This window comes from Alloalcanivorax xenomutans, from assembly GCF_900217905.1.
Classification (GTDB): domain Bacteria; phylum Pseudomonadota; class Gammaproteobacteria; order Pseudomonadales; family Alcanivoracaceae; genus Alloalcanivorax; species Alloalcanivorax xenomutans.
In genome coordinates, this window is sequence record NZ_OBMO01000005.1 from 63527 (window position 1) to 80246 (window position 16720).

A 16720-nucleotide genomic window follows, 5' to 3' on the forward strand; every position below is an offset into this window, starting at 1 on the left:
AATGAATAAATACGTGAGAGCGTTGAAGAGAAAGGGGTATGAATCTCGGTTCATTGGCTGGATCCGAGAAAATGAGGAAATTGGAGGTGACGAAAAAAGTCTGTTTTATCGGCGTACGGCCCTCTTGGGTGGTAGGTGGCGTAACGCACTGTCTTTGTTTGGATGGAATTTTTTTGTAATAAAGTCATTAATTAGGTCTCGAAAGCGTACGTCGGTAGTGCATGCGGTGGATCTTGACAGCGCACTGGCTGCGTACATTTTTTGTTGTATCTTTCGGACGCCCTTCGTTTTTGATATCTATGATCACTATGCCGATACACGAAGTGTAGGAGGATTGCCTGGAAAGCTTGCCTCCAGTATCGAACGCTTCCTGGCTCGCCGTGCCGATTTGACTTTGTTAGCGGATGAGTGCCGTTATCATCAACACCTATTGTCACCAGCTCCACATATTATGGTGGTGGAGAATGTGCCAGATTTCGAATGGCCGGTAACCCCTATTTCAAATCTTCCGAGAACTCCTTTGAAAATAGGATACTTCGGGGTCCTTGAGCCAATAAATCGTGGCCTCGAAGATCTCCTCCGGGCTTGTGCAGACTGGGACGGTGTCGAGTTACACATTGCAGGATATGGACCTCTTGAAGGCGAGGTAATGGAATACGAGAAGCGTCACAGCAATGTGGTCTACCATGGTGCACTCTCTCACGAGCGGGGGCTGCGTGTGCTTTTGGAGATGCATTGTGTGGTTGGCTTTTATTATTTAACGGTGCCAAATCATCGCTATGCTTCACCGAATAAGTACTATGAACACCTATTTCTTGGCCGGCCTCTGCTAACAACGAAAGGAACGCCTCCAGGAGATAAGGTGAATAGCGCGCTAACCGGGTGGAGCTTGGAAGAGGGAGAGCAACAAATAAGAAATTGGTTGCACGGTGTGATGTATGACGATGTTGTTGAGCGTGGCCGGCGTGCCCGTACCCTATGGGCTGAATATTATGAAGATTACTCATTGAGGGTCCTGGAACACGAATACTGTGGCCGGCTTATGGAGCTGGCTAAATATGGATAATGTGCAACCTCTCGTTTCGATCATTATGCCCGCCTACAATGCAGAGGCCACTCTGGAGGAGTCCATTAAGTCGGTCCTCGCCCAGACATTGCAGGATTGGGAGTTGATTATTGCTGTCGACGCCGCGACGGATGGAACCCTTGCGATTGCCCTTGGATGGCAGAATAAAGATAGCCGAATTCGAGTTATTTTTGAAGAAGTAAACCAAGGGGTGGCAGGAATCCGGAATTTAGCGATGGCGCAGGCAAGCGGTAAGTATATCGCTTTCCTTGATAGCGATGACTTATGGCTTCCCGAGAAACTCTCAATGCAGCTTTCCTTTATGTCGGAATCTGGCGCGCGGGTTTGTTATTCGGCATATCGTCGTTTTGATAAACAAGGGCCGCTGAATATAGTCATGCCACCTGATCGAGTAGACTACCCGCGCCTACTTAGAGGCAATGTGATTGGTAATTTAACAGGGGTTGTTGAGAGAAGTTTAGTTGATGGTATCTGGTTTGAGCGCGTTGGTCATGAGGACTATCTGTTTTGGTTGAAAGTTCTGGCGCGAGCGGGAGTCGCCTACCGTGTTCCTGGAAATGCTCCGATTGCGGAGTATCGTGTTGCGGAAAATTCATTGTCAGCAAATAAGGTAAGGAATATGCGTTGGCAGTGGCATATTTATAGAAAAGAACTTGAACTTCCTTTGGCTCAATCTCTTTATTTTATGGCTAGCTATGTGATTCTGGCGTTTTATAAGAGGGCTGGTTTGCGCTCACTTTTTTTCTCTGTGAAACCCGGAGGGAAATAGTGCGTTTTTGCTTGACTAAGGTTCCTTCGTTGCGCTCTTATTCGAGTCTTCGGAGTCTGTTTTGGTTGATTTCTGAGAAAGCAGTACAGATTGCTTTTTCCGCTATTTCAGTTGGGTTGATTGCCAGAACGCTTGGCGTCGATGCTTTCGGCGACTTTCAATATGTGCTTTCGGTATTGTTTGTCTTCTCTTCTATCGCTTTATTGGTTGGTTCGGAAGTGGCGGCGCCGATACTAGTGGAAGCTTCCAGCAGAGAGCAGCGCAGGCAGGTTTTGGGGTCGCTATTTGGAGTTCGTCTGATTGTCGCTGGTGCCGCTTTTCTGGCTCTGATCGTGTGGGCTGTTATCGTCGAGCAGGAAAACTATTCGACACTCCTGGCCATTTTGGCATTATCTCTCTTGATAACCGAGCCATTTAACGTCTTTCGATTAATAAGAGAAGTTCAGCAAAACACCCGCATCATAGCATGGATAAGAATCGCCAGCTCTTTCCTTAAAGTCATTCTTGTTTATATTTTGTACCGTAAAGAAGCGACTATTCTGGCATTCGCTTTATTGTATTCTGCGGAATATTTTTTTGTTGCATTTTGCTACTTTTTCTTTGTCAGGGAGGAAGGCAGGCCGTGGAATTGGAAGGTGGTAGCCGGAAAAATGATTTATTTTGTTCGTCATGGTTTTTTTGTTTGGCTCGGCGTGCTTTCAATGATGGCTATTCAGCGCTTGGATCGTGTGGCGATGGAAGGTTGGTTGCCTTCGGAGCTATATGGCCAGTATGCGGCTGCACTCAACTTGGTCGATAGCGCATGGTTTTTCGGGCCAGTCGCTGTAGCCGCATTGGCTCCCTCTATTGTTTACAGAGATGATTCTTTTTTTTCAGGAAAGGGAGCATTAAAATTTTTAGCCATGATGATGTTAATCGGATTAAGCGTTGCGATAGCGGTTTCGCTATTCGCACCATTTATTGTGCCCTTAATTTTTGGGCGGAATTTTCAAATTACTACAACGGTCGTTCAAGTCAGTATTTTTATACTTGTTCCTGGATTTGCTGCACTGAGTTTGGATGCCGTATTGGTTAAGAGTAAACAGCATCGAATGGTGACTTTAAAATGGTTGGCTGGTCTGATAGTGGCTTTAAGTATCCTCTTCATGCCATGGCAAGGGATGTCATGGGAGCGGGGGCCTTTGGCGATTTTTGCCGGTTACTTAGTCAGTTTTCTATGTGGTTTGGTAGCTGCAGTACGCTATTTTGTTAGCTCAAGGAATCTCGGTGACGCTGGTGGCAAAGATGAGAATCGTACAGCTCTATGACAGTTTTTGCGAGAAAGGCGGGGTGGAGCGCGTCGTCGCATTGCTGCTGAATGAATGGGCCAAACAGGGGCACGATGTAACTTTGATGGTGCGATACGGGGAGATTGATTCGATTTATCCCCTAGTTCCTGAAGTTAACCTGGTTACGTTGGGTAGGCGAGCAGCCAAGACTCGAGTCGCGCGAATAGTGAACTATGGTCGTGATGTGACAGCTTTACGTCATAGCCCTGATTTGACTCAGGCAGACGTTGTGATTGCGAACGGGCCGTGGTGTGGGTTGTTGGCCGTTTTGGCACTAAAAGGAATTCTAAGAAAAGGAGAGGGCCCCAAAGTCGTGGTGTGTGATCACAATAGCCCGTCAGCTTTCGGTTGGGGTACTCGCTTCCTTAGTCGACTTCTATACCGGAGAACGGATTGCATCGTTGCTCTAACACAAGCCCAAGTTCCCTATTATCAGGATGTTGCACGGGAGATCCGTGTAATCCCCAATCCGGTAGAATTACCTGAGTCGCATGTGGAAGATAGAGTGCGAAACCCTGACTTTGTGCTAGCAATTGGACGCTTATCACGTCAGAAAGGGTTTGATCTCCTTTTGCCGGCCTGGGCGCAGGTAAGCAGAGAGGTACCGACTGCAAAACTTGTTATCGTAGGGGAGGGGGCGGAGGAGACGTCCTTGCGGAAGCAGGTGAGCGAGTTGGGATTGGGCGCGTGCGTGGAGCTGCATCCATTTACGGATGATGTTACTGCTTATTATCGGCAAGCAACTATATTTGTTATGAGTTCAAGGTTCGAAGGATTACCTTTGGTCCTTTTGGAGGCACAGGCTCATGGTTTACCCATTGTTTCATTCGATTGTGAGTATGGGCCTCGCCAGGTTGTCACTCATGAGAAAAACGGGCTTTTGTGTCCTCCTGAAGATCCTGATGGACTGGCGACCGCCCTTATTCGCCTATTGAAAGACCAAACTTCCAGAGCGGTGTACTCCTTCGCTGCCCAAGAAGCTGCCAGGACCTACTCGCTGCCAGCTGTTATGGAGTATTGGTCGCGATTATTCGAGGATTTGCAGCAGTGATGCCAGTTGAGGGCTGGGATGGCCTGCTGTTTCGCTTCTCTGCCCTGCTGTTCAACCAGGTAGCCGCGTACTGATGCGATGAGTAAGCGGCCTTGGCCACTCAATCCGCGCACAAAGAAAAAGGGCCTACCCAATGGATAGACCCTTTTCTATTTGGCTCCGCCTGCTGGGCTCGAACCAGCGACCCGCTGATTAACAGTCAGCTGCTCTACCAACTGAGCTAAGGCGGAATGTCTTGAGGCCGCGTATATTAGTGGCGGCTTTCGGGGGCGTCAACACCCCCGAGTCCGTTTGTTGCTTATTTGTTCAATACCTTCTCGATTCGGCTCACCGCGTCCTTCAAGGTGTCCAGGCCCACCGCGAAGGACAGGCGCAGACAGCCGGGGGCGCCAAAGGCGGAACCCGGTACCAGAGCGACGCCGGCCTCTTCCAGCAGCCTGGTGGCGAGTTCGGTGCAGCTGGACACGCCGTCCATTTCGGCGATGGCGGCGGAGAAGTCGGCGAAGGCGTAGAAAGTGCCGTCACCGGGGGCGCAGCTGACGCCGGGCAGGGCGTTCAGGGCTTCCACCACATAGTCGTGGCGTTCCTTGAATGCCTTGACCATGTCCGCCACGCATTGTTGATCGCCGGCCAGGGCCGCTTCGGCGGCGGCCTGGCTGATGGAGGCCGGGTTGGAGGTGCTCTGGCTCTGCACCTTCTTCATGGCGCCAATCAGCTTCTGCGGGCCGGCGGCATAGCCGATCCGCCAGCCGGTCATGGAATAGGCCTTGGAGACGCCGTTCATGACCACGGTGCGGTCGTACAGGTCCGGGCAGGCGTTGACGATGTTCACGAACGGCTGGCCGGTCCACAGGATGTGCTCGTACATGTCGTCGGTGGCGACCACGATGTCCGGGTGCTGCTTGAGCACTTCACCCAGCGCCGCCAGCTCTTCCTTGGTGTAGGCCATGCCGGACGGGTTGGACGGGCTGTTGATCACGAACAGGCGGGTTTTCGGCGTGATCGCCGCGGCCAGCTGTTCCGGGGTGATCTTGAAGCGGTTTTCCAGGGTGGTTTCCAGGATCACCGGTACGCCGCCGGCTACTTTCACCATATCCGGGTAGCTGACCCAGTAGGGGGCCGGGATGATCGCTTCGTCACCGTCGTTGAACAGGGCCAGGGCCATGTTGAAGAAGCTCTGCTTGCCGCCGCTGGAGACCAGCACCTGGGCCGGTTCGTAGCTCAGGTCGTTCTCACGCTTGAACTTGTCGACGATGGCCTGTTTCAGGCCGGGAGTGCCGTCCACCGCGGTGTATTTGGTCTTGCCGGCATTGATCGCCTCGATGGCGGCCTGTTTGATATGATCCGGGGTATCGAAATCCGGCTCACCGGCGCCCAGTCCAATAATGTCCTTGCCCTGAGCACGCAGCTCGGCGGCCTTGGAGGTCACCGCCAGGGTCGGGGAAGGCTTGATACGTTGGACGCGGTCGGAAAGGTTGATATCGGACATGCACTCCTCATCTATCGGATGATGATTGGAACCCGGTTTTGACACGGACCGGGGCACGCAATATTACCGCATCTGGCTTGCCCCTGATAGGGTGTCGGGTTTCGTGGGAGCGGTCGATCGACCGCGATATCGCGGCCCCTGGGCCGTTCCCACGGGCAGCGGCCGGGTGGCCAATCACTACTGACAGAGGCTGTCGGGAGGCAGGTGGATACTGTCTCGCGCCGCCCTTTCCCTACAGCAGGACAGTCCCACAGGACAGCGATACACCATGGCAGACACCGCGTTTAAATTGCACTCGGATTACCAGCCCGCCGGGGATCAGCCCACCGCCATCGCGCAATTGGTGGAAGGGCTAGAGGATGGGCTTGGCCACCAGACTCTGCTCGGGGTGACCGGGTCGGGGAAGACGTTCACCATGGCCAATGTGATCCAGCAGGTGCAGCGCCCGACCCTGGTGATGGCGCACAATAAAACCTTGGCCGCCCAGCTGTACGGCGAGTTCAAGGCATTCTTCCCGGAAAACGCGGTGGAGTATTTCGTTTCCTACTACGATTACTACCAGCCGGAAGCCTACGTGCCCAGCTCGGACACCTTTATCGACAAGGACGCCTCGGTGAACGAGCACATCGAGCAGATGCGCCTGTCCGCCACCAAGGCCATTATCGAGCGCCCGGACACCATCATCGTCGCCACGGTGTCGGCCATTTACGGTCTGGGTGATCCCGCCAGCTACCATGCCATGGTGTTGCATCTGGTGCGTGGTGATCACATCGACCAGCGCGACCTGCTGCGGCGTCTGGCGGAGCTGCAGTACACCCGCAACGAGATGGACTTCCGCCGCGCCACCTACCGGGTGCGCGGTGACGTGATCGATATCTTCCCGGCGGAAGAGGAGAGCAAGGCGGTACGTCTGGAGCTGTTCGATGACGAGATCGAGGACATCAGCATCTTCGATCCGCTCACCGGCGAAGTGATCAAGCGGGTGGGGCGCGTCACCATTTACCCCAAGAGCCACTATGTGACGCCCCGGGAAACCGTGCTCAAGGCCATCGAGATGATCAAGGAGGAGCTGGCCGACCGCCTCAAGCTGCTGCGGGACAACAACAAGCTGGTGGAGGCACAGCGGCTGGAGCAGCGCACCCGTTTCGACATCGAGATGCTTCAGGAACTGGGCTATTGCAACGGTGTGGAGAACTACTCGCGGCTGTTCTCCGGCCGGCAGCCCGGCGAGGCGCCGCCGACGCTGTTCGACTATCTGCCGCCGGACTCGTTGCTGATCATGGATGAGTCCCACGTCACCGTGCCGCAGCTGGGCGCCATGTACAAAGGCGACCGCTCCCGCAAGGAAACCCTGGTGGAATACGGCTTTCGGCTGCCCTCGGCGCTGGACAACCGGCCCCTCAAGTTCGAGGAATGGGAGCGGCTGGCCCCGCAGATGGTGTTTGTCTCCGCCACACCGGGCCCCTACGAGGAAAAACACGCCGGCCAGGTGGTGGAGCAGGTGGTGCGGCCCACCGGGCTGGTGGACCCGGCCATCGAAATCCGCCCCGCCGGCAGCCAGGTGGACGACCTGCTGGGCGAGGCCCGGGAATGCATCGCCAAAGGCGAGCGGGTGCTGGTGACCACGCTGACCAAGCGCATGGCGGAAGACCTCACCGAGTACCTGAACGAAAACGGCATCAAGGTGCGCTACCTGCACTCCGACATCGACACCGTGGAGCGGGTGGAGATCATCCGCGACCTGCGTCTGGGCAGGTTCGATGTGCTGGTGGGGATCAACCTGTTGCGTGAGGGGCTGGACATGCCGGAAGTGGCGCTGGTGGCCATTCTTGACGCTGACAAGGAAGGCTTCCTGCGCTCCGACCGTTCCCTGATCCAGACCATCGGCCGGGCGGCGCGTAACATCCAGGGGCGGGCCATTCTCTACGCCGACCAGGTCACCGGCTCCATGCGCCGCGCCATCGACGAAACCGAGCGCCGCCGGACCAAGCAGATCGAACATAACAAGGCGATGGGCATTACCCCGCAAGGGCTGGTCAAGCAGGTGCGGGACATCATGGATGACGCCTATACCACTGGCGCCGGCCAGCCGGAGCGCAAGCGCACCCGGAAGGTAGCGGACGACCGCGAGAAATACGTGGCCCGCTCACCGGCGGAGGTGGCCAAGGAAATCGATCAGCTGGAAGCGAAGATGATGGAGCACGCCAAGAATCTGGAGTTCGAGCAGGCCGCGGCCCTGCGCGACCGCATCCATCGCCTGCGGGAAGAAGGGTTTATGCGGTGAGTTCCTTCGCCTGCGGGCAGGCTCCCACAGCGGCTTCGTCAGCACGTTTTTTTGTGGGAGCCTGCCTGCAGGCGAATAGTCGGCCGTGAAGTCTCGCTACACCACCTCCGGCATCACCTCCGGGCTCAACTCCTTCACCCAGATCAGCGTCCCGGCGATCACCGCCACCGGCATGATGAACAGATTCACCAGCGGCAGCATGGTCAGCCCCATCACCAGCGAGCCGAACGTCAGCACCAGCCAGCGCTTGCGTTTGAGCCGCACCAGCATCTCCTCGAACGACACCTGACGGTTATCCGCGCCATAGTCGATGTACTGCATGCCCAGCAACCAGCCGGACCACAGGAACCACACCGCCGACGCGAAGACGTTCACCACTGGAATAAAATAAAGCACCACCACCACGAACAGCACCAGTAGCGCCCGCCACAACCAATACAACGTCTTGCGGATCTCCCGTTTGAAAGTCCGCCAGACCATCGCGCCGATGGACTCGTCCGGCATCGGCCGGCTGGTGACCTGGATATCCACTTTCTCCGCCAGAAAACCCATGAACGGCGCCGCGATCAACTGTACGCCCAGGGTGAAGACGCTGGCGAACACCCCCAACAACAGAATCCACACCAGCACCACCGCCGCGTTGGCCAGAAACTGGATCAGCCCGTTGAGAAAGCTCAACCCGCCATCAAGCGCCCAGCCCGCCGTCACCGCCGAAATCCAGCCCCCGATCCAGGTCGCCGAGAGCCAGTACAGCACCCCGAACACCAGCACGTTAAAGGCCATCGGCACCAGTACATACCAACGCAGGCCCGGGCTGCGCGCCAGGCCGAAGGCCTGACTCAAATAGGAAAACGCACGACTGATCTGCTGCACGGTCCACCCTGTCTTCGGCTACGGAAACACCGCGGAGTCTAACGGGGTGGGAGGGTATGCGCCAATTTATCGTGAAATGACAATTGAAAAATATTGTGGAGAAGTAGTAGTTATTAGTGTCGTGCAAGGGAGCATAACTGCACAGCAACATTGGGGCTAAAATAACTGACATGGAGATTGTCGACGTATGAACAGGGTGAAGTCATTTCTTCCGTTTATCTTGATTGCCTTTTGTGCTCAATCCGTTTTTGCTGCTCCTCAGTGGTATAGAGGTGAGGTGACCCGCATCTATCAATATGGTGCCGCCGGTCAATTCACCATCACCATGGATCCCCCCCTTAATTTCTGCAAATACAATTATGCCTATTTCTCTGGGGAGAGATTCGAAGATCCAGAGCGTCTTCAGGTCGCGTTATCCATCGTTCTGTCCGCCATGCATGGCGGGCGCACGATCGGTGTTGTTATTGATCCTGAGGATCTGACATCCGATGGCCTGTGTTTGGTGCGTAGCCTGGACATACGGTAAGTCTCTCTGACAAGGATGAAAAAAGGGGTGGGGTATGTTCACGCGCTGTATCGCGGGTTTGTTGCTCTTATGTCTTCGAGGCTCGAATCAAGTAGCAGTTCGAGTCCATCGTAAATGTCTTCGTGTTCTTCTTGTGGTTTTGTTTGCCGTTGCGGGCTCCGCAATGGCGGCTCTTCCCTTGAATGAAAACAGGTATGACATTTACTACGGTGATATCGACAGCGTGGAAAATGGATTGGATGGGCTCCCGGATATCCTGCTTAAGCCTCGTCAGCAGTATGTTCTGATATCGACCAAGGTTTCGTTTCCCGCTCCGATTGATTCTGGTTATCAACCATTGCTGTTTTGTGGAACCAGTAGTGGCAACTTCGTTGCCTGTACGATGCGTGAGGGGGCTGACTTGCCCGGATCGCCAAGCAGCGAATTCGAGTTCCTGATCGGGGATCTTGACAATGATGGCACTCCCGACGTTCTTCTGAAGTCCAATTCTCCCGATGAAAACAGCCTCTTCCTGAGGAGCAAGGGTGATGGAACTTTCCAGCTGGCGGACCAGTTCACCCATATCGGAGATGAATTGGTGTCGGGGGGCGCCGAAGTCGATATAGGGCAAAATCGGGACGCTGATGGTGATGTCATTCAGTTCGACGTTAATAAATACTCTCAGTGGACAGGATCTGGGTTCTCGGAACCCAAATCGATTGAGCTGAGCACATCTCTGGTCGGGTCCTCCGCCTCTTCCTTCTCTGTGGAATTGGGGCAGGCCCAGTTTTCCTTACCTATCCAGCTCCCCAAAGGCGGCGCTGGCGTTGATCCTTCATTCTCCGTCCAGTACTCCAGCGGCTCGGGTTATGGCCAGGCGGGCATGGGATTCAACATATCCGGGACTTCCGCCATTGAGCGTTGCGGAAAGAGTTATGAGCGGGATGGCCTGGTAACCGGCGTTAAGGGGAACGATCAGGATCTGGCCTGCCTTGATGGCAACCGACTGGTACTGGTATCTGGTGCCTATTGGGGTAACGGCTCTATTTATCAGACCGAGGCGGAGTCCGATCGTAAGATCGTCTACAGCCAGGGAGGCTTTACCGTCCATGGGAAGAACGGTGATGTCATGTATTACGGCAGCCGGGCGGATACCCGTATCACTGGCCGCTTGTCCAGCAACGCGGTTGGGCGTTGGGTTCTGGATGGCGTGGAAGACCGCTTGGGGTATGGATATCGGGTAACGTACCAGCCTGGCTCCGCCGGCTACTTCCCCCAGAAGATCGAGTACACGGTCAAGGACGGCCAGGCCGGCAGTGGGGATGCCGAGGTGGAGTTCACCTATGAGCCGGACCCCTATGGCTGGCGTACCGCGGTGCTGGGCAAGGTGTATAAGGTGGGGCTTCGTTTGGCCAGTGTGACCTCTCGAAGTCACGGTTCCGTGGCACGCCAATATCATTTCCGCTATGAAACCAGCCCAGCGACCAAACGCTCGCTGTTGGCTCAATTCTTCGAGTGCGATGCCTCGGTTCGCTGTTTCGAACCCATCACTTTGAACTGGAAGAAAGAGCGTCAACCGGATTTTTCCAAGACCACGTACTCCCGCTTCCCTGGAACTCCTTCGACTGATTATGTGTTCGAAGAGGGACTGCATTATCCAGGCTTTGCCCGCTGGGTGGATATCAATCGGGATAAGTATGACGACTATTGCCGGATATCAGGTACCGGGGCTGGCTATGGCTCCGCCGCCGAAATCATATGTTATCTGAGCGATGGAAACGGGGGCTTTGGATCGCAGGTCGAAATTGATGCCGGATTGGTGGGAACACGCCTGCAACAAGATTCGGAGTCTCCGGTTCCTGATTGGGGGCGCCATAACTGGAATGTGGACCCTGCCTGGATCGATATCAACGATGACGGTCTGGTGGATCTGTGCTACTCCACTATCCAGGGTGATAATGACAGGCTGACCTGCCGCTTGAATAAACCCAATCTGCAGAATGCGTTCAAAGAGCTCATTACTTTTGACGTGTCCCGCCCCGTCGGCAAGTTTTATGTCGGTCCCCGCTCCTGGATGGACTTTAACGGTAATGGCAAGATCGACTATTGCTATACCTATTTGAAAGACAACAAGAAGTACATCCGCTGTCTGGTTCAATCGGTCAACGGGTTCACGTTCTCGGAAGCCTTCACCAAGGAAATCTCCGACATGGCCGGCTACTGGGCCGATGTCAACGGCGATGGGCTGCCGGATTACTGTATTACCACCAAAACCAAGATTACTTGTCATATCAATAATCAAGGCCAGGGCCTGAATGGCGGAATCTGGGCTAAAACCGGTACTCACTTTCAGGCCAATGAGCCAGATCGCTGGGTCTACAAAGGCAGCTCCACCAAGTATTTCAGCGCGCTGTTCACTGACTTCACCGGCAATGGATTCTCCGATTTCTGTCGCATCTATTGGACCACTAGTAACGGCAAGGGAGGTTATCGCGCTTCGTGCCTGGAATCCCTGGGCGATGGCTGGGGCAATGAAATCACCTCACCGTTCCTGCAGGTTACTCCAACAACCGCGCAAGACTATGAGCGGATGCCGGAAGCCACTCAGTTCATGGACGTCAACCAGGACGGCCGCATGGATTGGTGTGTGGAAAATACGGTGCCTGGCGTATCGGACACTCATTTAACCTGTTTTATCTCCACGCCGGATGGCTTTGGTGCGTCTTCAGTGAAGTATCGCCTGCCCTATCTGGGATCGAACATCCGCGGCATGCGGGATATCAACCGGGGCTGGGCGGACATCAACGGTGATGGCCACGACAGCTACTGCGCCCTGTATTGGAAGTCTCTAGTCCCCCGTAACCGCGGCATGGCCTGCTTCGGTCCCCAGGTACCGGAACAAGGCGACCTGCTCACCGGCGTCACCAACGGCTTTGGGCTGGAATACGGTGTCACCTACAAGGACATCGCCGATCCCTCGGTGTATGCCTATGGTGGTCCTACCGGCAGTCACGGTCAGGTCTTCCTGACCAAAGGCATGAACGTTGTGTCAGAGCTGGAGGCCTCCGACGGCATCGGTGGCTACAACACCCAGCAATACTTCTACCGGAACTACGGCTACTACCCCAATGAATTTGGCGGGGTTGGCTTCGAGATGCTCAGGGTGACCTCGGAGAACGGAAGAAAACGCCATGACATCTGGTTTAATCAGAACGTCCGCAACCATACCGTCGGTCAGGTGGATCGCTCCGAGACCTATTACGAGGTCGGTGGCGGGTTCCAACTGGTTGCCAGCGAGGAGAACGAGTGGCAGACCCAGATTTACCGGGGCCAGGGGTTCCCGCTACAGTCCGCGTCCAGTATATGGAACCGCAATGCCGGCATTTCCCTGCGTTACCGGTCTTTGCTCAAAGGCAGCGTCAGTAAGGAGTATGAGCTCGACGGCAGCCTGATCAAGACGGTGGCATCCAGCAATACCTACAAAAACACCGGTGACTTACTGACACAGGAAGTCACTACCTCCGGGACCGGGCAGACGTTCAGCAAACGACTGGTCAACCAGTATCTGACCAACAACCTGACCTACTGGATCCTCGGCCGTCAGTCCCGTTCCGAAGCCACTTACTCTGGCTCTTATCAAGGGCAGGCGGTGCCCGCCATTACCAGAACGTCGGCCTGGACCTACTATTCAGCGTCGCAGCCCGGTATCGGCGGCATGCTGAAATCCGAGATTGTCGAACCGGATCTGCCGGGACTACGTAAGGAAACCCGCTATACCTACAACGCCTATGGGCTTACGGAAACGCGGGTGGAGAAGGGCGCTGGCGGCGCGGAACGAAGCACTCAATTCACCTATGATCCCACCGGCCGCTTCGTGGTGGCGACCCGCAATACGCTGGGGCACACCTCGAAAGCGACCTATGACCCGGTGCTGGGTGTCAAGCTGACGGAAAGTGACCCCAACAACGTCACCACCCGTTGGGATTACGATTCCCTGGGCCGACCACTGACCGAATTCGGCGCGGATGGGCAGCGCCGGGAAACCCGCATCAAGGCCTGCATCAGCAACTGCCCGGGTAACGCGGTGTATTACACCGAGAGCTGGCTGGCTGCCCGCAATGGCACGCCTATCAGCGGCCCGACCCGGGAATACACGGATCGGCTTGGCCGTACCATCGAAACGCGGGCCACCGGCTTTGGCGGCGAAACCATCGTGGTGAAGACGGAATATGACGCCAACGGTGACGTGACCCGCACCTCCGAGCCGCATGAGCTGGGCGGGGCCGTGTATTGGAATCAGGTGGTGTCCCGTGATGTTCTGGGGCGCCCCCTGGTGGAGCGGTCCGCTTCCGGTTTGACGTCCAACCATCAGTACAATGGACTCACCACGCAACAAACGGTGTCCTGGAGCGACCCGGTGGGTGGCGGTCAGACCACCCAGGTGACCGTTCACACCAACGATGTTCAGGACCGTTTGCGCCGGGTGGTGGACGCGGCCAATCGGCAGCTTACCTACCAATACGATGCTTCAGGCAAGCTGCTGAAGGTGGTACTGCCAGACCAGGTGGAGCTGGTTAACACTTATGACGCCCTGGGCCGAAAGGTCGGCTCCCAGGATCCGAACATCGGTCAATGGCAGTACGCCTATGACGATTTTGACCAGATCGTTCTGCAACAGAACGGTAGCGGCGCCCGGACCTGTTCGGCCTATGACGAACTCGGGCGGCTGATTTCCCGCACCGATGACTATCGGCCGTCCTTGACCTGGGCCCAGGCGTCCCAGGCGGCCTTGAACGGCTGCGCGGGGCAGGCCGCGACCCATAGCTGGAGCTATGACGCCCCGGCCAAAGGGGTGGGGCGTCTGGCTCTGGTGACCGCCAACAATGGCTATCGGGAAGAGCCCTTCTACGATGGGATTGGCCGGGTGGTGCAGGTGGACACCCGTTTCGATGGCCGTCAGTTCACCAGTTCAAGCCAGTTCGACAATGATACCGGCCGCCTTGTACAAGAAACGCTGCCGCACCGGATCAACGGCCCGAGCCTGAGCGTGGAGTACCGCTACAACGCCCAGGGTGAATTGTATGAGATTGGCAAGCCTGGTGAGGAAGACTATTACTGGCGGGCCAATGCCAAGACCGTGCGGGGTCAGATCAAGGATGTCTATCAGGGTAACGGCATCATCCGCAAACTGTACGACCACGATTCGGCGTCCGGTTTCCTGACCCAGATCCGCTCCAAGATGACCTTCGATACCACCTGGGGCATCCAGAACGAGTTCTACGACTTCGATGCCAAAGGACTGATGCGCAAGCGCACCCAGCAGGCGGTGGGTAACCTGGAGCAAGTGGAGGAAACCTTCGCATACGACGTGGTGGACCGCCTGGTGCAAGCCACGGTGGCCAACATGACCACCCCGGGGAACTCCTTCGAGCAGTCCATCGACTACGACGTCAACGGCAACATCCTGCAGCGCAATGACGTCGGCCAGTACCAGTATGGCGAAAGCTGCGAAGTAGGCGGTACCCAATACACGCCGGGACCCCATGCCGTTACCAGTGTTACAGGAGCCCGCAACGCCAGCTACTGCTATGACAGTGGCGGCAACATGCTTTCTGGCGGTGGCAAGACTATCTCCTACACCGCTTTCAACAAGCCGGACCGGATTCAGGGGACCAGTGCGACGGTGGACTTCGTCTATGGTCCGGACCGCGCCCTCCTGAAACAGGTCACCACCACCTCCGGGAAAATCACCAGCAAGATCTCTCTGGGTGGGTACGAGTACCTGGATATCCAGAAGAACGGGCAGACCACCATCAAGGAACGCTTCCGGATCACCGGGGACGTGGTGGTGTCCTTCGAAAACGGTGACGCCACCTCACCCAACGAAGAACACCTGTTCATGGACGGCATGGGCTCCGTGGTGGCCGTGGCCCACGGCCTTGGCGGCGTCACCGAACGCTACCGCTACGACCCCTGGGGCCGGCCACGCAAAGACGTGGACTGGACGGCGATTAGCGACGCCGCCTGGTTCGGCATGGAACGGGCGGAAAAAGCCACCAGCAAAGGCTACACCGGCCACGAAATGCTCGACGACGTCGGCATCATCCACATGGGCGGCCGCATCTACGACCCCACCATCAGCCGCTTCCTCAGCGCCGACCCGGTGATCAAGGGCCTGGACCAGGTGGAAAGCTACAACCGCTACAGCTACGCCCTCAACAACCCCATGAGCATCACCGACCCCAGCGGCTACTCCTGGCTGAGCAAGACCTGGAAGAAACTGCGGAACTCGATCAAGAAGCGGATGGGGATTGTACTGGCGGTGTTCAATCCGCAAATGGCCATCGCGGAAGTGACATCCCGCTACGCAGGCAAGGAAATGGCTCGGTTTGCCGCGAGGAACAAGTTTGCGGGTGAGGTGTTTGGGATTGTTGGCATGGCGGGGTGCGGGGTATTTACCGGAGGGACAGGTGCGGCTGGATGTCTAAGTGCCTACCAGACCTGGGCCGCCGGGGCCGTTACCTACGGTAGTGGCGCTCCTATTGAAAAAGCACTCATGGCAGGCGTGAAGTCCGCTGCGCTGGCTTATGCGGATGCGGGTGTGGCAGGCGCAATCGGTGACCTCAAGCTTGGCGCGATAGGAAGTGGTATCGCCCACGGTGCCCGTGGCGCAGCCTTCGCCCGCCTGCGAGGTGCCGATGTCAAATCCGGTGTCATCGGTGGTATGACCGAAGGAATGATCGGTAACAGAATCAAGGGATGGACCGACGGTGAGCGGGGCTCTGGGACAGTATTGGCGGGGCTGGTTAGTGGTACTGTATCCGAGGCTACGGGGGGCAAGTTCATGGTGGGGGCTGCTACCGGGGCTATGGGGTATTTGTTTAACCAGATGGCTCATGGTGCGCAAAAGAGGCGAAGCTGTTCTGGTCAAATGTGTAGATCTGCTGGTAAAACCAGTAATGATCATGTCGCTGGTGCTACCGATGACTTTCTTGACAATTACGACGATATGAGAGATGCCAACACAATTGGGGCTGACAAATATTTTCACTGTAAAGCGAATTGTGAAGCTTCTCAGCGTGGCCCAACAGGGGAGCGAACTGCTGAATGGATAAGTAACACTAGAGAGTGGGTAGACCAAAATATTAAAGGTGACCCTTTATCCGCTAGCCAGGCTGACCAAAGAGCAAATATATATGGTCGCCAGCAAGGCAGCAGTCACCCTCAAGGTGATTGTAAAGTTTTGTGCTCGCCGTTTAGGCCAAATGGATTGGATCGGAAATACTAGATATGAATAAATTATTATTATTCGCTGCAATACTATTTGTGTTAGT

9 protein-coding genes and 1 tRNA gene are annotated in these 16720 nt (G+C 55.8%); 7 read left to right on the forward strand and 3 right to left on the reverse strand.

What is annotated here, in order from left to right; translation table 11 throughout:
• Position 1: 1 nt before the first annotated feature.
• From CRO06_RS19915 to CRO06_RS05275, 4 genes are read left to right on the forward strand one after another with little or no spacing between them, the layout of a single operon-like run.
• Entirely contained in the window at positions 2–1066 is a 1065-nt protein-coding gene (locus CRO06_RS19915) for a glycosyltransferase family protein (protein ID WP_179746487.1), read from the forward strand.
• Positions 1059–1856, forward strand: coding sequence for a glycosyltransferase family 2 protein (locus CRO06_RS05265; protein WP_022996169.1), 798 nt, complete (start codon positions 1059–1061; stop codon positions 1854–1856). Before CRO06_RS19915 ends, CRO06_RS05265 begins: the two co-directional genes overlap by 8 nt.
• On the forward strand, positions 1856–3163 hold the full coding sequence (locus CRO06_RS05270; protein WP_280522537.1) for a lipopolysaccharide biosynthesis protein: 1308 nt from the start codon (positions 1856–1858) through the stop codon (positions 3161–3163). Before CRO06_RS05265 ends, CRO06_RS05270 begins: the two co-directional genes overlap by 1 nt.
• Positions 3123–4235: a glycosyltransferase family 4 protein gene (locus CRO06_RS05275; protein ID WP_097057920.1), complete on the forward strand. Its 1113-nt coding sequence runs from the start codon at positions 3123–3125 to the stop codon at positions 4233–4235. The genes CRO06_RS05270 and CRO06_RS05275 overlap by 41 nt, the downstream gene beginning before the upstream one ends.
• Before the next feature lie 154 nt (positions 4236–4389).
• Here the strand turns inward: CRO06_RS05275 and CRO06_RS05280 are convergent.
• Both CRO06_RS05280 and CRO06_RS05285 read right to left on the reverse strand, forming a co-directional pair.
• A tRNA-Asn gene (locus CRO06_RS05280) sits at positions 4390–4465 on the reverse strand.
• A 68-nt stretch (positions 4466–4533) separates the two neighbouring features.
• Positions 4534–5724 carry a pyridoxal phosphate-dependent aminotransferase gene (locus tag CRO06_RS05285; protein ID WP_097057921.1) on the reverse strand — a complete coding sequence of 397 codons (1191 nt, stop codon included), beginning with the start codon at positions 5722–5724 and terminating at the stop codon, positions 4534–4536.
• Between the two features lie 268 nt (positions 5725–5992).
• Here CRO06_RS05285 and uvrB point away from each other — a divergent pair, with 268 nt between their 5' ends.
• The gene (gene uvrB / locus CRO06_RS05290; protein WP_097057922.1) at positions 5993–8008 is read left to right on the forward strand and encodes an excinuclease ABC subunit UvrB; all 2016 of its coding nucleotides are present in this window, start codon (positions 5993–5995) and stop codon (positions 8006–8008) included.
• A 96-nt stretch (positions 8009–8104) separates the two neighbouring features.
• Here uvrB and cysZ read toward each other — a convergent pair whose 3' ends face one another.
• Positions 8105–8881 carry a sulfate transporter CysZ gene (gene cysZ, locus CRO06_RS05295; protein WP_097057923.1) on the reverse strand — a complete coding sequence of 259 codons (777 nt, stop codon included), beginning with the start codon at positions 8879–8881 and terminating at the stop codon, positions 8105–8107.
• 187 nt (positions 8882–9068) lie between these two features.
• Here cysZ and CRO06_RS05300 point away from each other — a divergent pair, with 187 nt between their 5' ends.
• Together CRO06_RS05300 and CRO06_RS05305 are read left to right on the forward strand one after the other, a co-directional pair.
• Positions 9069–9407 carry a hypothetical protein gene (locus CRO06_RS05300; protein ID WP_097057924.1) on the forward strand — a complete coding sequence of 113 codons (339 nt, stop codon included), beginning with the start codon at positions 9069–9071 and terminating at the stop codon, positions 9405–9407.
• Positions 9408–9570: 163 nt separating this feature from the next.
• Positions 9571–16674, forward strand: a complete 7104-nt coding sequence (locus tag CRO06_RS05305; RefSeq protein ID WP_244902774.1) for an RHS repeat-associated core domain-containing protein — start codon at positions 9571–9573, stop codon at positions 16672–16674.
• Positions 16675–16720: the final 46 nt, after the last annotated feature.

Excerpts from the sequence above, each read along its gene's own strand:
- CRO06_RS19915 (WP_179746487.1), top strand. The coding sequence starts at position 2 with ATGAATAAATACGTGAGAGCGTTGAAGAGAAAGGGGTATGAATCTCGG.
- CRO06_RS05265 (WP_022996169.1), top strand. The coding sequence starts at position 1,059 with ATGGATAATGTGCAACCTCTCGTTTCGATCATTATGCCCGCCTACAAT.
- CRO06_RS05285 (WP_097057921.1), bottom strand. The coding sequence starts at position 5,724 with ATGTCCGATATCAACCTTTCCGACCGCGTCCAACGTATCAAGCCTTCC.
- uvrB (WP_097057922.1), top strand. The coding sequence starts at position 5,993 with ATGGCAGACACCGCGTTTAAATTGCACTCGGATTACCAGCCCGCCGGG.
- CRO06_RS05300 (WP_097057924.1), top strand. The coding sequence starts at position 9,069 with ATGAACAGGGTGAAGTCATTTCTTCCGTTTATCTTGATTGCCTTTTGT.
- CRO06_RS05305 (WP_244902774.1), top strand. The coding sequence starts at position 9,571 with ATGGCGGCTCTTCCCTTGAATGAAAACAGGTATGACATTTACTACGGT.